The sequence below is a fragment of the Streptomyces cyaneus genome, assembly GCF_004028635.1.
GTDB classification, from domain to species: domain Bacteria; phylum Actinomycetota; class Actinomycetes; order Streptomycetales; family Streptomycetaceae; genus Streptomyces; species Streptomyces cyaneus.
The window spans coordinates 176,183-192,241 of the sequence record NZ_RQJW01000012.1 but is presented as its reverse complement, the minus strand read 5'-3'; the positions used below and the strand labels follow the sequence as shown (position 1 = coordinate 192,241).

The window sequence follows — 16,059 nt, the reverse complement described above, 5'->3', positions numbered from 1 at the left end:
GAGCCGAGGTGGGTTGCCCGAGCGGCCTAAGGGAACGGTCTTGAAAACCGTCGTGGCGCGAGTCACCGTGGGTTCAAATCCCACACCCACCGCTTGTCAGGCGGCATAAGGCCAGGTGAGAAGGGGTGCCCGGATTTTCGGGCACCCCTTCTTGCAGTCGCCTCTGCAGTCACCCTCTTGCAGTCGGCTCACGACTTCGTCGCGGCAGTCCGCTTCGAGGTTCTGCTTCCGCCGGTGCGGCTTCGCCCGGGGCCGGCAGCCGCCTTCTGCGACGACGCTGTCCCTGCGGCCGACGCGGTCGGCCACTTGAACTCGATCTCCAGCTCGATCTCCCCATCACTGACCTCGACCTCGATCTCGCCGCGGAGGTTGTCCGGGATCCGCAGGCTCAGCTTCCAAGGGTCGAGTTCCAGTTCGGCGTCCCCGCCTTCCCGCAGCGCGGCCGCCAGTGCCTCGAGCTGATCCGCCGCCTCAAGGCGGGACAGCGAGCGCTTCTGCTCAAGCTTGAGATCATTCATGACGTCTCCGATCCAGCGCAAGAACAGCATGTAAAGACCATTTTGGTGCTAATTGCCAAGCTGGACATCTTGCTGGACATCTTGCCGAGAGACACCCCCCCAGCGCCGCGCGGACGGCGACGGATCAGTGCTTCGGCTGCTGGGCCCGCAGCAACCTCAACTGCCCGATCTCCGCGGCGTTCTTCATCAGCTCGGCGTTCACCCAGCCGATCATGTGGGCGACGGTGTACTGCGGGTCGTTCGGCCAGGGGAACGGCGCCGTGGCGTCCAGGTCCGTGTCGTCGAGTCGGTCCAGCGCGGCCAGCCACTCCGTGCGCAGGTCGCGCAGCCAGGCGACGGTCGCCTGCCCGTCGCCGGGCCAGGTCACGTCGGTCCGCTCCCGGGGCGGACGGCCCCGCAGATGGTCGGTGGCCACGCTCCACCACCAGCCGATGTGCCAGCTCACCCAGGCGATGGTCGGCACGGGGACGGGATCGGGCTCGGTCTCGGCCCAGTCCGGCACCCAGGTGCCGTCGGCGGCCGGGCGCACCGTCCAGCAGTGAGGTCCCGGTTCCCATAGGAAGTCCTCGGGCCGGAGCCGTTCTAGGTGGTACTCGAACGCTGTCGTTGGAGGGGCGTCTCCAGAACTCGCAGTCCTGTCCGGAGCTCGTAGCCACGCCTAGAGCTGTGGTCCCGCCTATAGCTCGTAGTCCCGCGCCAGCCCCTCCCACTCGACCTCCCGCAGCGCGTCCTCCGCGTCACAGCCGGACGGCACGCGCGCGGTGGGCTGGAACCAGATGATCGTGAGGGCGGAGCGATACAGGACCGGGTCGTGGTCGCGGTCGAGGGCCGTGGAGTGGAAGGCGCCCACGCAGGCCACGGACGGCAGCACCTCGACCGGGCCGAACGCGCCCGCGTACTGGTCGGGATACTCGCGCGGCGGCGGGACGAGGTGCACCGGCGTGGAGGGACGGGCGTGCTCCGCGGCGCGGACGAGGCCCTTGATCTTCATGTCGTTGACCGGCTTGCACGGGTAGCCCTCCAGCATTCCGCCGTACGTCGAGGAGAGCTGTAGCTCGGAGAGGTCGAGCGAGCGGCCGGACATGAGGATGACGCGGGTCAGCGACATGGTCGGCACTCTAGGGCGGTGGTGCATCGAGCTCCCGTGAATTTCAAGTCCTGTCAGGAGCCTGCGGGCTCCGGATGCCCGGTCGGACGTTTGCGGATCCCGGAGCCCCGTCGGGCGCCTGCGGATCCCGGACGCCCGGTCAGGGCCGGTGCCCCGTCATCCGCGCAGCCGACGCGATCGTCGCGCGGGCCTCGCGTTCGGTCAGGCCGGTGTTCAGTGCCGCCTCGACGAGGGGATCGACGAGGGCGGGGCCGATGCCGTCCTCGTAGGCGCGGCAGGCGGCCCAGAACAGGCGGGTGTTGCGCTGGCCCTCGTGGGCGGCGAGCACGAACTGGACGAGCCCCTGCCCGTGGCCGCCGGCCGACGGGGGCGTGGGGTGGTGCGAGCGGGGCGGAGGGAGCAGGAGGCGCAGGAGGGCGCGCGGGCAGGGCGCGGGGGTGATGTGGGAGGTACCGGGGGCGGTGCTGTAGACGCCGTGATCGGTGCGGGAGCCGGGGCCCACGAGGTAGCCGCCGGCGCCGCGGATGTCGATGCCGGGCGCGAGGCGGCCCGCCGAGTTGGGGACGACGACGTGGGGCGGGCCGGTCAGCCAGAGGTGGCGGCCGCCGCTGGGGGTCAGGACGACCACCGTGGGCGGGATGGTGAACAGGTGGCGCAGCGCCAGTTCGCGCAGGGCGGCCGAGGAGTCCGTACCGGATTTGGTGTCGAGGTCGATGCCGATCAGGTGGTGCGGGGGCAGGCCGCACGCGATGCCGTAGCCCGTGGCCCAGGGGGCGGCCGCGAAGAGTTCGCGGATGCGGACGGGGTCGGTGGAGGCGTCGTAGACCCCGTGCCCGAAGCGGCCGCACTCGCCGTGGCAGGGCGCCGGGCCGGGGTCGTCGCGGTGTGGGGAGCGCAGGGCCGGGAGCTTCGTCCGGGACAGGGGGATGACGGCCAGTCCGCGTTCGGCGGCTGACAGGGCGTGTGCGAGGGCCAGCGTCGTGGCCTGCCGGTCGGTGGTGGCCATGGCTCTATGTTCGTACGAATGTTCGAAAAAGGAAAGAGGGAGGGGTGTTCATCCGTTGGGCGACACGCCGGGTGACTGCCGGGCGGCGGGGTTGGTCGGCAGTCTGCTGGAACCTTTCACCCCTTGTGGTGCTTGGGGTTGAGCTGTCCGTACTGCTCCGGCTTGGAGGATAGAAGTAGCGAAAGGGGTTTATCGACTTGTCATCACGCTTCAGGGCGAATAGGGGCTTCTGGTGTGGTTCGCCGGGGATTCGGTGGGCAACTCTGATCTCGCGACGTCGTGCACAGCTCCGAGGTGGTCGGCCAACTGCCTTGGAACGAGCAGTACTTCATGCACCACCTATGCGTCCGGCTGGGGAGCCTGGGCGCACTGTTCTGGAGGAACAACATGGCAAGCATCCGTACCGCCCGCGTCATCGCAGCCCTCTCCGCACTCCCGCTCGCCGCCGCACTGTTCACCGGCGTCGCGACGGCGGACAACGGCGCCTTCGCGGACGACGGATCCAGCGCGGCCGTCTCGAACGCCGCCCAGGGCCTCATCGGCAGCGGGGGCGGCGGCGACAACTACGGCACCTCGTCCACCACGCAGCAGCAGGCGACCGGTTCCGGTGCCTCGAACCAGAGCAACACGGCTCAGGTCAACGGCTCCGCGTTCACGGCCGTCAACGAGGGCGACGACAACACGTCCGTCAACTTCACTCCGCTCTGGTGGTGAGCTGAGGGGGCCGGCGCCCCGGTGCTCACGCGCCGGCCCTCTCGGAATCTGTGGGGTGTGCTGTGGGGTGCAAGGCGTCTGCGTGGCGGTACTTCGGTGCCGCCGCGCAGGCGTTTTCCGTGTTTTGCCTGGCTTTTCTACGGCCTTCTGGTGATCTTCGGCGGCCTGCTGCGGCCTTGACAGTGGGTTGTATCTGACGGACAGTCAGAAACCTTCGTGGGGCCTGAGATCCGGGGCCTGAGATCCGGGGCCTCAGATCCGGGGCCTGAGATCTGCGGCCTGGGGCCTGGGCCCGGCGCCCCGTGAAGGTCCCAAAAACTCGTGGGAACCGGATCGGCGGTCGCGGTGTACCAGAAGTGTCAGTGCGATGCGCCGTGGGCGACGAGGCCGATGAGAGCGAGGGGGCGACGGTGAGCTACGAGCCAGTGGTGGGCCATGAGGCGGAAGCGAGCGACGAGTTCGAGACGCGGCTGAAGGTCTACGAGGGGCAGCGCGCCGCTGTGGCGCGTGCGGGCAAGGATCCCGTCAACGCGCCCATGATCCGGCACTGGTGCGAGGCCATGGGCGACACCAACCCTGCGTACTCGGGACCGGACGCCATCGCACCGCCCACCATGCTCCAGGCGTGGACCATGAGCGGCCTCTCCGGCCATACGAGAGGCACGCACGCGTACGACGAGCTGCTCGGCCTGCTCGACGATGCGGGCTACACCTCGGTGGTCGCCACCGACTGCGACCAGGAGTATCTACGGCCCTTGCGGCCCGGGGACGAGATCACCTTCGACTCGGTGATCGAGTCGGTGTCGGAGAAGAAGACGACGAAGCTCGGCACGGGGTACTTCGTCACGACCCGCATGAACATCCGTGTCGGCACCGACCTGGCGGGCACCCACCGCTTCCGCATCCTCAAGTACGCACCCATACGTCGGGAAGCTGGTCGGGAAGGTGAGCCGGACCGGCGGAAGAAGCCTTCTCGCCCCCGCCCCGTCGTCAACCGTGACAACGCCGCCTTCTGGGAGGGCGTCCAGCGGCGCAGCCTGCTCATCCAGCGTTGCACCGGCTGCGGCACCCTGCGCCATCCCTGGCTGCCCGGCTGCAACGCCTGCGGCGGCCTGGACTGGGACTCGGTCGAGGCGAGTGGCGAGGGGACGGTCTATTCATACGTCGTGATGCACCACCCACCGTTCCCCGCCTTCGACCCTCCCTACGCGGTCGGCCTGATCGAACTCACCGAGGGTGTGCGGATGATCGGCAACGTGGTGGGGGTGCCGTACGACAAGGTGCGGATCGGGCTGCCGGTGCGGCTCGAATTCCAGGAGTACGGCCTTCAGGAGCGCGACGAGGGGTGGGTGCTGCCTGTCTGGCGTGCTCAGGAGGCTCAGCAGATGCAGGAGGTTGTCGCATGAGGGCCGGTGAGGGCGCGATGGGGAGCTGCATCAAGGCCGGTGAAGAACTGCCGCCGCTGGAGGTCCCGATCACTCGCACGCTGATCGTCGCCGGGGCCATCGCCTCGCGCGACTACCAGGACGTGCACCACGATGCGGAGTTGGCCCGCCAGAAGGGCTCTCCCGACATCTTCATGAACATCCTCACGACCAATGGCCTCGTCGGCCGCTACATCACCGACCACTTCGGACCGACGGCCGAACTGCGCAGGGTGGCCATACGACTCGGGGCGCCCAACTACCCAGGAGACACGATGGTGTTGACGGGCAGGGTCGAGGAGGTCGACGGCGATACGGCGACGGTACGGGTGGTCGGCGCGAACGGCATCGGCAGACACGTGACCGGCACGGTGACAGTGACGGTCCCGGCGGGGGCGGCGGTCACCGTCCCGGCTGGCGCTGCGGTCACCGTGCCTACGGGGACTGCGGTCACCGCCGTGCCGGCTGGGGCTGCGGACACCTTGCCGACGGGGGTTGCGGGCACCACGCCGACGGGGGTTGCGGGCACCACGCCGACGGGGGCTGCGGGCACCACGCCAACAGGCGCGACGGACAGCGCACGGGGCGGGGCGGCTGACAGCCTGCCGGCGAGGGCCGCGGTCACTGCATCGTCGGAGGGTCCCGCATGAGTGTCCGCGCGCGGGACGCCCTTGCCGGTCGGGCGGCGATTGTCGGTGTCGGGGCCACCGAATTCTCCAAGGACTCAGGACGTAGCGAGCTCCGGCTGGCCGTGGAGGCGGTGCGGGCCGCGCTGGACGACGCGGGGCTGACGCCCGGGGACGTGGACGGGATGGTGACGTTCACGATGGACACCAGCCCGGAGATCACCGTGGCCCAGGCCTGCGGGATGGGCGAGCTGTCCTTCTTCTCCCGGGTCCACTACGGCGGCGGCGCGGCCTGCGCGACCGTCCAGCAGGCGGCGCTCGCCGTGGCGACGGGGGTCGCGGAGGTGGTGGTCTGCTACCGGGCGTTCAATGAGCGGTCGGGCCGGAGATTCGGCTCGGGCGTGCAGCACCGGGAGCCCTCGGCGGAGGGCGTGGCGCTCGGCTGGTCGCTGCCGTTCGGGCTGCTCACCCCGGCCTCCTGGGTGGCGATGGCGGCCCAGCGATATCTGCACACGTACGGGCTTACGCCGGAGGTGTTCGGGCATGTGGCCGTCGTCGACCGCAAGTACGCGGCGACCAACCCGGCCGCGTACTTCCACGGCAGACCCATCACCCTCGCCGACCACGCGGCCTCGCGCTGGATCGTCGAGCCACTGCGGCTGCTGGACTGCTGCCAGGAGACGGACGGCGGCCAGGCGCTCGTCGTCACGTCCGTCGACCGGGCCCGTGACCTGCCCCGTCCCCCGGCCGTCATAGCGGCGGCGGCCCAGGGGGCCGGCCGAGGGCAGGAGCAGATGACGAGCTTCTACCGGGGCGACCTCACCGGTCTGCCGGAGATGGCCGTGGTGGCGCGGCAAGTGTGGCGGACGGCGGGGCTGGGGCCGGGGGAGATCGACGTGGGGATCCTGTACGACCACTTCACTCCTTTCGTGCTGATGCAGTTGGAGGAGTTCGGGTTCTGCGGAAAGGGGGAGGCGGGGGACTTCGTGGCCGAGGAGCGGCTACCGCTCAACACACACGGGGGGCAGCTCGGGGAGGCGTATCTGCACGGGATGAACGGCATCGCGGAGGGGGTGAGGCAGGTGCGGGGGACGTCCGTGAACCAGATACCCGGGGCGGGGCGGGTGCTGGTGACGGCGGGTACGGGCGTGCCGACGTCGGGACTGGTCCTTGCTGCCGACGGGTGACCCCCAGGGGTAATCCCGCAGTATGTGTCCCCCGCTCGTCCACCTCCAGTAGGTGGAGTCAGCCCCACCCCTACAACCTGAGGCGGACGTTGCTTCGGCACCTGCGGCCGATCCGCTGAACCAGGGGCCGCTCATAGCGTGGAGCCATGACCACACCCGTCTGCACCAGCGCTTCCGACGCCGCGACATCGGCGAGGCAGACCCGTCCGAACGCGACGTATCCCTCCTTCACGTCGTACGTGCGGGCCCGCCAGCCGGTGCTGCTGCGTACCGCCCGGTCGCTGACCGCGAACCCGAGCGACGCGGAGGACCTGCTGCAGACCGCGCTCACCAAGACGTACGTCGCCTGGGAGCGCATCGAGGACCATCGCGCGCTCGACGGTTATGTGCGCAGGGCGCTGCTGAACACGCGGACGTCGCAGTGGCGCAAGCGCAAGGTCGACGAGTTCGCCTGTGACGAGCTGCCCGAGCCGGAGCCCATGCCGGGCCACGACGACGACCCGGCGGAGCGGCAGGCGCTGCATGACGCGATGTGGTGCGCGATCATGCGGCTGCCGGCACGGCAGCGGGCGATGGTCGTCCTGCGGTACTACGAGGACCTCAGCGAGGTACAGACGGCGGAGGTGCTCGGGGTCTCCGTCGGCACGGTGAAGTCGGCGGTGTCACGAGCGCTCGGGAAGCTCCGCGAGGACCCTGAGCTGGGGCTGGTCCGCTAGCGATGGCGCAGGGCTGATGGTGAGGTCTCGGAGCCGCACCGCCACCCACCCCACCACCTACCCCGCCCCCGAGCCACCCCGATCGAGCCCGCCTCCCCCGTTATCGTCACGCCCTCATGAACGCAACGTGACATGATCGATCGCCCGCCCCTAGTGACATACCGCGCGGTATGCGCGCAGAATCTCCGCATCCCTTACTACCGCGTAGGCAATGTCGCCCCCGGGAGGACGCCGTGCTGAGCACGATGCAGGACGTACCGCTGCTGATCTCGAGGATCCTGACCCACGGGTCGACGATCCACGGCACATCGCAGGTCACCACCTGGACCGGAGAGGCGGAGCCGCACCGCCGTTCCTTCGCCGAGGTCGGTGCGCGTGCGGCCCAGCTGGCGCATGCCCTGCGCGAGGACCTGGGCGTGGCCGGCGACGAGCGGGTCGCGACACTGATGTGGAACAACGCCGAGCATGTCGAGGCGTACTTCGCGATCCCCTCGATGGGCGCGATCCTGCACACCCTCAACCTCCGCCTGCCGGCAGAGCAGTTGGCCTGGATCGTCAACCACGCGGCCGACCGGGTGGTCATCGCCAACGGCTCGCTCCTGCCCCTCCTCGTCCCGCTGCTGCCGCACCTCAAGACGGTGGAGCATGTGGTGGTGTCGGGGCCGGGTGACCGTTCCGGTCTGGCGGATGCGTCCGTGCAGGTGCACGAGTACGAGGAGCTGATCGCCGGAAAGCCGACCACGTACGAGTGGCCTGAGCTGGACGAGCGTCAGGCCGCCTCCATGTGCTACACCTCCGGGACGACCGGGGACCCGAAGGGCGTCGTCTACTCCCACCGCTCGGTCTACCTGCACTCCATGCAGGTCAACATGACCCAGTCGATGGGGCTGACGGACCAGGACACGTCGCTGATCGTGGTGCCGCAGTTCCACGTCAACGCGTGGGGACTGCCGCACGCCACCTTCATGACCGGCGTCAACATGCTGATGCCGGACCGCTTCCTGCAGCCCGCGCCGCTCGCCGAGATGATCGAGGGCGAGAAGCCGACGCACGCGGCCGCCGTGCCCACCATCTGGCAGGGCCTGCTCGCCGAACTGACCGCCAAGCCGCGGGACGTTTCCACCCTCGGTCAGGTGACCATCGGCGGCTCGGCCTGTCCGCCCTCGCTCATGGAGGCGTTCGACAAGCTGGGCATGCGGGTCTGCCACGCCTGGGGCATGACGGAGACCTCCCCGCTCGGCACCATCGCCCGGCCGCCGGCGCATGCGGTCGGCACGGAGGAGGAATTCGGGTACCGGCTGACGCAGGGCCGTTTCCCGACGAGCGTCGAGGCCCGCCTCACCGGCCCCGGCGGCGAGCGCATCCCCTGGGACGGCGAGTCGGCCGGCGAGCTGGAGGTGCGCGGCCCCTGGATCGCGGGCGCCTACTACAACGGCCCGGCCGCCGAACCCCTGCGCCCCGCCGACAAGTTCAGCGAGGACGGCTGGCTGAAGACCGGCGACGTCGGCACGATCTCCGCCGACGGCTTCCTCACCCTCACCGACCGCGCCAAGGACGTCATCAAGTCCGGCGGCGAGTGGATCTCCTCGGTCGAGCTGGAGAACGCGCTGATGTCCCACCCGGACGTCGCCGAGGCCGCCGTGGTCGCCGTCCCCGACGACAAGTGGGACGAGCGCCCGCTGGCCACGGTCGTCCTCAAGGAGGGCGCCACCACCGACTTCGAGGCCCTGCGCGACTTCCTCGCCAACGAGGGCAAGATCGCCAAGTGGCAGCTCCCGGAGCGCTGGACGGTCATCGCGGCGGTGCCGAAGACGAGCGTCGGCAAGTTCGACAAGAAGGTGCTGCGCAGGCAGTACGCCGAGGGCGCCCTGGACGTCACCAAGCTCTGACACGCATACGGCGGCCGGGCCGGGACGGGCACTTCCGTGGCCCGCACTGCTCCCGGCCGCCGACTGCCACTGACTGCCGCCGACTTCATTGCCGCGCGGCTCTTCACTGCCGTATGCACCACTGCCGTACACCTCACTGCCGTACACCTCACCGCCGCACCGCAGTGAGCCCCCACCCCAGCACCAGCCAGACCCCCGCCACCGCACACACCCCGCCCCAGCCCCAGTGCACGAAGGCAAGCCCCGCCAGGGCCGAGGCCGTGGCGCCGCCTGCGAAACCGGCGACCACGTAGGCGCTGTTGGCGGTCGCGGGGGAGGTCGTGGTCGTCAGGGCCAGCGTCTGGTTGGCGACGTGGGAGGCGACCAGGGCGGCGTGGACGGCGACAGCGGCCAGGAACAGTGCGACCATCACCTGCCCGCCCAGCCAGAACAGCGGCACGGACACGGCGGCGAGCAGATACGCGGACCGTACGACCTTGGCGGCACCGAAACGGTCCACCAGGCCGCCCGCGAGCGGCGCCACGACACTCGCCGCCAGCCCGAAGAGGCCGAAGAGCCCGGCGGTCGCGGTCGAGAGGGCGTACGGCTTCCCTGTCAGCAGCAGGGCCAGCGAGGTCCACAGCGCACTCCAGGCGCCGTACATGCCGGCCTGCCGTACACATGCGCGCCACAGGTCGGGCGAGCGGCGCACCAGGCCTGGCATCTCGGTGAGGCCGGAGAAGAGGCCGGCGAGGCCACCGGTGCGGTGGGGGCGTTCGGCCGGTAGAACGGCGGCGGTCAGCAGGCCGAGTGCGCCGGTGAGGACGGCCGCGCCCACGAACACCCACCGCCAGCCGAAGGCCTGCCCGGCCAGGCCGCCGAGGACCCGCGCCGCGACGATGCCGGTGAACAGGCCGGCGATGACGGCGGCGACATGGCGGGCGCGGCGGTCGGCGGGGGCGCGTTCGGCGACGAGCGGGACGAGCAACTGCGGGACGACGGTCGCGGCGGAGGCGACGAGGACGGCGGCCGCGAGCGCGCTGGTCCCGGACGCCGCCGCACCCGCGGCCAGGGCGGCCGTCGTGGCCAGCGACAGGACGGCGACCAGCGGGCGGCGACTCACTCGGTCACCGAGCGGGGCGAAGAAGAGCAGGCCGGCGGCGTAGCCGAACTGGGCGATCGAGGCGATCCAGGCCACGGCCGAGGCGTCGGTCCCGAAGTCCTGGGCGATGACCGAGAGCAGCGGGGCCGCGAGATAGATGTTGGCGGCCGTGACGGCGGAGCACAGGGCGATGAGGGGGAGGAAGAGGCGTGACGTCTTCGTCTCCGGGGTGGGCGTGCGGAGACGGCGGGCTGGGGTGGTCGACTGCATGAGCGGAGCGCTTCCTTCGAGCCTTCGAGGGTGCTCTAACAACTAACTGGTTGGTTGGATTTCTGCCCAACAGTCTGCGCCGCACATCCATTCCCGTCAACCAAACAGTTGGTTACCTACCCGCTACCCTGACCCCATGGCAGTAAGGGACCCCGAGGCCACCAAGGCCCGGATCTTCGACGCGGCGGTCGCCGAGTTCGCCCGGTACGGCATCGCGGGCGCCCGGATCGACCGCATCGCGGCCGAGGCCAAGGCCAACAAACAGCTGATCTACGCCTACTTCGGCAACAAGGCGGAGCTGTTCTCCCAGGTCCTCGGCCGCTCCATGGTCGACCTCGCGGCAGCCGTCCCCGTCGACCCGGACGACATCGAAGGCTGGCTGGACCGGCTGATGGACTACCACGCCGCCCACCCCGAACTGCTGCGCCTCCTCTACTGGGAGGGCATCCAGTACGGCACCACCGAACTGCCCGACGAGACCGAGCGCCAGGACCACTACGCCCACAAGGTCGCCGCGGTCCAGGACGGCCAGGACCGCGGCGTCATCACCGATGCGATCCCGGCCCAGGACCTGCTGTTCCTGCTGGTCGCGATGGCCAACTGGGCCACCGTCGTGCCTCAGATGAGCCGCATCCTGGTGGGCGGCGAGGACGACGACCGTGACCGTCTGCGCGCCTCGGTCAAGGAGGCGGCGCGCAGGCTCGTCGCACGCTGACGTACGTCAGCCGGTACCGCGTCCCGACGTACTTCAAGAGGCGCCGTCAGTTGGTCTTCAAGAGGCGCCGTCAGTTGGTCCCGATCCGAGACAGCAGGTCCACGATCCGGGACTGCACCTCGCCGCTGGTGGACCGCTCGGCGAGGAACAGCACCGTCTCGCCGGAGGCCAGCCGCGGCAGATCGGCCTGGTCGACGGCGGCCGTGTAGACGACGAGCGGTGTGCGGTTGAGCTGCCCGTTCGCGCGCAGCCAGTCCACGATCCCGGCCCGGCGACGGTGCACCTGCATCAGGTCCATCACGACCAGGTTCGGCCGGAAGTCACCCGCCAGCGCCACCGCGTCGGCGTCGCTCGCGGCCCGCGCCACCTGCATCCCGCGCCGCTCCAGCGTCGCGGTCAACGCCAGCGCGATCTCCGCGTGCTCCTCGATCAGCAGCACGCGCGGCGGGTGCTGCTCGGTGTCCCGCGGCGCGAGTGCCTTCAGCAGTACGGCGGGATCAGCGCCGTACGCAGCCTCCCGCGAGGCCTGTCCGAGCCCCGCCGTCACCATCACCGGCACCTCGGCCGCGACGGCGGCCTGCCGCAGCGACTGCAGCGCGGTCCGGGTGATCGGCCCGGTCAGCGGGTCGACGAACAGCGCGGCCGGGAACGCCGCGATCTGCGCGTCGACCTCCTCACGCGAGTGCACGATGACGGGCCGGTAACCGCGGTCGCTCAGCGCCTGCTGGGTCGTCACATCCGGCGCCGGCCACACCAGCAGCCGCCGCGGGTTGTCGAGCGGCTCCGGGGGCAGTTCGTCGTCCATCGGCTGCGGGCGCGGGGTGTCGGAGACCTCGACGGCCCCGCCCGGCCCGTCCAGCGGTTCGGGCCCCTCGGCGGCGTTCTCGTCCGGCGCGCCTATGGCGTACGACCGCCCGGCGCCCTCGGTCATCGGCGCCAGCCGCGACTGCCCGGCCTGCGACGGCTGGGGGGATTGCCCGCCGAGCGACGGCTGCGACGGTGCGGGAACCGGCTGCTCGGTCGGCGGATGCGGCCGTGCCGCCTGCTCCACCGAGGCGCCGGTGCCGGTCCGTGTGGCGGGATCGGGCGGCGTACCCAGCTTGCGGCGCCGTCCGCCGTTGGTCTGATGCGGGGGAGGCGTGGCCGACGGCTGCTGCACCTGCGCCGCCTGCCGAGTGAACGGCACACCCTGCCCCAGCGTCCGCACACTGATCGCCCGGCCCTGCGTCGAGTTCGGGTCGACGGGGGCGCCGGGAGCGGCAGGAGCGGCGGCTTCGGCCGGGAGAGGCTGCGCCGCACGCTGCTGCTGGGCGTCCTGGCCGGCCGCGGCCGCCTCGGGAGGCAGCGGGGTGCCCGGAGCCGGTGTGCCGGGGGCGGGCTGGGGCTGCGCCTGCTGGGGGGCGTTCGGATTGGGCGATACGGAGGTGGCGGCGCCCTGCGCAGGCACGGGAGCGCCGGCCGCGTGCGGGGGCGCGGGGCTCGCCGCAGCGACGTTCGCCGGTACGGCGAGCCCGGCGCCGGAGGTCTCGTCGGCAGCGGGCCACGGCTGCGGGGCCGGGGTGCCCTGCGCGGGGGTGCCTTGACCGGGGGCCGCCTCGGCGGGGAGGGGTTGGCCCGGCACAGGCTGCGCGGAGGCGGGCTGACCAGGCACCGGGTGGGGCTGCTGACCCTGCTGACTCTGCTGCACCGGAACCGGCCGACCCGGAGCGACCTGCCCCGCAGCGCCCTGCCCCGGCACGTCCTGCGCCGGCGTCCCGGCCGCTTCGGCCGGCTGACCCACGGCCCGGCGGCGACGCCCGGTCGGCGCGCTGGTCGGATGCGGCTGCGGCGGGGTGTGGTCCTCGGACTGGTCGTGCGGCACGGCATCGTGCCGACCGTCGTCGAGGGGTACGTCACCGGGAGCGCCCTGTCCAGGGACCTGGGCCTGACCCGGAACCTGGACCTGCCCCGGAACCTGGACCTGGCCGGGAACCTGGGCCTGCCCCGGAACCTGGGCCTGGCCGGGAACCTGGGCCTGACCCGGGGCCGGAGCCGGCACGGGAGCCGGCGCCTGCCCCGGAACCGCACCCGCACCCGCACCAGGGACCTGCCCCGGAGCCACAGGCGAAGCCGGAGTCATAGCCGCAGGCGCAGTCGCAGCCGTGGTCGGAGTCATGGCAGGAGCTGCAGCCGCAGCCGCAGCCGGATCCGCGCCGCCCTGCCCCTCCACACCGTCGGCGGGGGCAGTCCGGTCCGCCGCCGCGGGCGGCAGCGCGAACACCTGACGGGGCCCCGCATCCTGCGCCTGCGCGGCACTACGCTCGGCCGCCGCGGCCAGCGCACGCCGCCGACGCCCGGTCGGCTGACCACCCTCACCCGAGCCGGCCGTTCCGGCCGCACCGACCCCGGAACCCGGCTGAGCGGAGTCACCGCCCGCAGGCAACGCGGGCGGCAGCGCGTGTTGCTCCCCGCCGTCACGCCGGGCACGGCGCCCACTGGGTGCGGGCACTCCTTGCGGGGGTACGGTCCCGCCGAGCCCGTTGCCGACGGCCGCGGTCCCCGCCGCATGCTCGGCGGCCGTGACGACGGCTCCCTCGGCGACACCGTCCTGGCCGCCGTCGCCGCCCTCGCCGATCTCGGCCGGTCGCCCACGACGTCGTCCGGTACCGCCGGAGGCCTCGCCGCCACCGTCCCCCGCACCCTGCGGGAGCTCCGGCGCGGGCGCGGCCGCGCGCCTGCGCCGCCGTCCGGTGGGCACCGAACCCTCGGCCTCGGCTGCCTCGGCCTCGGCACCGGGCGTGTCGCTCTCCAGGAAGGCGTCGACGGAGGACCGCCGGGCCCGCCGCCGACCGCCCCCGGCACCCTGCTCGCCGCCCTCGACGGCACCCTCGGTCCCGTCACCGGCCTCCGCCGCGGTGGTCGCGGTGGCCGCGGCGACCTCGACAGGGGCGGCGGGAACGGCCCCGGCCCCACCGCCGATCGGCACTTCGAGGACGTACGCACTGCCGCTCATCCCCGGCACCTCGTGCGTCTGCAGCACACCGCCGTGGGCCCGCACGATGCCGCGCACGATCGGCTCGTGCACCGGGTCTCCCCCGGCGTACGGACCCCGCACCTCGATCCGTACGACCTCACCGCGCTGCGCCGCCGCGACGACCACGGTGTTGTCCATGTAACCGCCCGCCGACACGGGCGAGTTGCCGGTCGCGTCGACCCCCGCGACATCCGCGACGAGATGCGCGAGCGCGGTGGCGAGGCGCTGCGGGTCGACCTCGGCCTCGATGGGCGGCGCGTGCACGGCGAACTGCACCCGCCCCGGCCCGATGAGCTCGACGGCCCCGTCGACACCCGCGGCGACGACGGCGTCGAGCATCACCTTCGTACGGGTGACCCCCTCGCCGCCCGAGTCGAGCCGCTGGTACCCGAGGACGTTGTCGATCAGCGTCGTGATCCGCGAATAACCGGCCGACAGGTGATGCAGCACCTGGTTGGCCTCGGGCCACAACTGCCCCGCGTCGTCCGCGGCGAGCGCGGCCAGCTCACGCCGGAGTTCGTCGAGCGGACCCCGCAGCGAACCCGCGAGCAGCGTCAGCAGCTGCTCGTGCCGCCCGGCGAGGGCCTCGTAGCGGTCCTTCTCCCGCTCCCCGAGCGCGGCGTACCGCTCCTCGCCCGCGGCGAGCTCCTCCTCGTGCCGCTCCTTGAGCTCCTCGAGTTCGCTCACGTGCTTCTGCCGCAGGGCGGTCAGCTCGGAGGCGTGCTCCTCGGCGAGCCGCTCCAGCTCCGCCGCGTGCCGCTCGTCCTCTGCCGCCTTCTCCTCGGCGAGGGCGTCGTAGGGCCGCCGGTCGGTGAAGGTCATCACGGCGCCGACGAGCTGGTCGCCGTCGCGCACGGGCGCGGTCGTCAGGTCGACGGACACCTTGTCCCCGCCCTTGGACCACAGCACCTGCCCACGCACCCGGTGCTTGCGCCCGGAGCGCAACGTGTCGGCGAGCGGGGACTCCTCGTACGGGAAGGGGGAGCCGTCGGTGCGGGAGTGCAGGACGAGCGTGTGCAGCTCGCGACCGCCGAGATCACTGGCCCGATAACCCAGTATCTGAGCGGCGGCCGGGTTGACGAGAACGATCCGCCCGTCGGTGTCGGTGCCCACGACACCTTCCGACGCGGCCCGCAGGATCATCTCGGTCTGCCGCTGCGAACGCGCCAGCTCGGCCTCGGTGTCGACGGTCCCCGAAAGGTCCCGTACGACGAGCATGAGCAGCTCGTCACCGGTGTAGCCGTAGCCGTCGTAGGCCTGTTGCCCGTTCTCAAGATTCGCGGACGTGACCTCGACCGGGAACTCGCTCCCGTCGGTCCGCCGGGCCATCATCCGGGTCGGCTTGGTCCGCCCCTGCGGATCCATGTGATCGGGCCGCCGCATGGACCCCGGGATCAGCTTCGAGTCGAACTGGGGCAGCAGATCGAGCAGCCCCCGCCCCACCAGAGCGGTGCCCGGCGCTTCGAAGGTCTCCAGGGCGATGGTGTTGGCGTTGACGACGGTCCCATTGGCGTTGACCAGCACCAACGCGTCGGGAAGCGCGTCGAGTATGGCTGCGAGGCGAGCAGCGCCTCGGGATGGCCTGCTGCTCACGAGACGCTTCCTCCCTGTTACCGCACCTTGCCGACCGCTCGGGCCATCTTGCCAACCGTCCCGCAGCGTGTCACGCGAGGGAGTCTAAGGGTTGGGGTTGCGCTCGCGACGCCGGATGAGAGGGAGGTCGCACGACGAAGTGACCCAGAACGTATGACCGCCTGTGCAGACGTCCTTCTGGCTTCCAGGCGGCTTCCTC

11 protein-coding genes, 1 tRNA gene and 2 pseudogenes are annotated in these 16,059 nt (G+C 71.5%); 8 read left to right on the top strand and 6 right to left on the bottom strand.

Annotation, left to right across the window (positions count from 1 at the left end; translation table 11 throughout):
- The first annotated feature begins 7 nt into the window (after window positions 1–7).
- A tRNA-Ser gene (locus tag EHO50_RS36235) sits at window positions 8–92 on the top strand.
- 96 nt (window positions 93–188) lie between these two features.
- Here the strand turns inward: EHO50_RS36235 and EHO50_RS36230 are convergent.
- The 4 genes and pseudogenes from EHO50_RS36230 to EHO50_RS36215 all read right to left on the bottom strand — a co-directional run bounded on the left by EHO50_RS36230 (window position 189) and on the right by EHO50_RS36215 (window position 2,632).
- The gene (locus EHO50_RS36230) at window positions 189–518 is read right to left on the bottom strand and encodes an amphi-Trp domain-containing protein (protein WP_128435469.1); all 330 of its coding nucleotides are present in this window, start codon (window positions 516–518) and stop codon (window positions 189–191) included.
- A 124-nt stretch (window positions 519–642) separates the two neighbouring features.
- Window positions 643–1,116, bottom strand: a pseudogene (locus tag EHO50_RS36225) (DinB family protein); the annotation flags it as partial.
- Between the two features lie 78 nt (window positions 1,117–1,194).
- The gene (locus EHO50_RS36220; RefSeq protein WP_164905049.1) at window positions 1,195–1,626 is read right to left on the bottom strand and encodes a hypothetical protein; all 432 of its coding nucleotides are present in this window, start codon (window positions 1,624–1,626) and stop codon (window positions 1,195–1,197) included.
- 139 nt (window positions 1,627–1,765) lie between these two features.
- Entirely contained in the window at window positions 1,766–2,632 is an 867-nt protein-coding gene (locus EHO50_RS36215) for a bifunctional DNA primase/polymerase (protein WP_128435467.1), read from the bottom strand.
- Window positions 2,633–3,019: 387 nt separating this feature from the next.
- Between EHO50_RS36215 and EHO50_RS36210 the strand changes: the two genes are divergently transcribed.
- The 6 genes and pseudogenes from EHO50_RS36210 to EHO50_RS36185 all read left to right on the top strand — a co-directional run bounded on the left by EHO50_RS36210 (window position 3,020) and on the right by EHO50_RS36185 (window position 9,188).
- A complete protein-coding gene (locus EHO50_RS36210; protein ID WP_128435466.1) occupies window positions 3,020–3,346 on the top strand; it encodes a hypothetical protein in 327 nt (108 codons plus the stop codon).
- Between the two features lie 410 nt (window positions 3,347–3,756).
- Entirely contained in the window at window positions 3,757–4,752 is a 996-nt protein-coding gene (locus EHO50_RS36205; protein ID WP_246101742.1) for a bifunctional MaoC family dehydratase N-terminal/OB-fold nucleic acid binding domain-containing protein, read from the top strand.
- A gap of 29 nt (window positions 4,753–4,781) precedes the next feature.
- Window positions 4,782–5,171, top strand: a pseudogene (locus EHO50_RS36200) (MaoC family dehydratase); the annotation flags it as partial.
- Window positions 5,172–5,416: 245 nt separating this feature from the next.
- Window positions 5,417–6,583: a lipid-transfer protein gene (locus EHO50_RS36195; protein WP_128435465.1), complete on the top strand. Its 1,167-nt coding sequence runs from the start codon at window positions 5,417–5,419 to the stop codon at window positions 6,581–6,583.
- A 146-nt stretch (window positions 6,584–6,729) separates the two neighbouring features.
- Window positions 6,730–7,299, top strand: coding sequence for a SigE family RNA polymerase sigma factor (locus EHO50_RS36190; RefSeq protein WP_128435464.1), 570 nt, complete (start codon window positions 6,730–6,732; stop codon window positions 7,297–7,299).
- A 233-nt stretch (window positions 7,300–7,532) separates the two neighbouring features.
- Complete coding sequence (locus tag EHO50_RS36185) at window positions 7,533–9,188, top strand: long-chain fatty acid--CoA ligase (RefSeq protein WP_181449751.1); 1,656 nt, start codon at window positions 7,533–7,535, stop codon at window positions 9,186–9,188.
- Window positions 9,189–9,336: 148 nt separating this feature from the next.
- Here EHO50_RS36185 and EHO50_RS36180 read toward each other — a convergent pair whose 3' ends face one another.
- A complete protein-coding gene (locus tag EHO50_RS36180; protein WP_128435462.1) occupies window positions 9,337–10,539 on the bottom strand; it encodes an MFS transporter in 1,203 nt (400 codons plus the stop codon).
- Window positions 10,540–10,675: 136 nt separating this feature from the next.
- On the opposite strand from EHO50_RS36180, the gene EHO50_RS36175 reads away from it, so the two are divergent.
- Window positions 10,676–11,254 carry a TetR/AcrR family transcriptional regulator gene (locus EHO50_RS36175; RefSeq protein WP_128435461.1) on the top strand — a complete coding sequence of 193 codons (579 nt, stop codon included), beginning with the start codon at window positions 10,676–10,678 and terminating at the stop codon, window positions 11,252–11,254.
- Window positions 11,255–11,324: 70 nt separating this feature from the next.
- On the opposite strand, the gene EHO50_RS36170 is transcribed toward EHO50_RS36175, so the two are convergent.
- Window positions 11,325–15,860, bottom strand: a complete 4,536-nt coding sequence (locus EHO50_RS36170) for a hybrid sensor histidine kinase/response regulator (RefSeq protein ID WP_128435460.1) — start codon at window positions 15,858–15,860, stop codon at window positions 11,325–11,327.
- Between the last annotated feature and the right edge of the window lie 199 nt (window positions 15,861–16,059).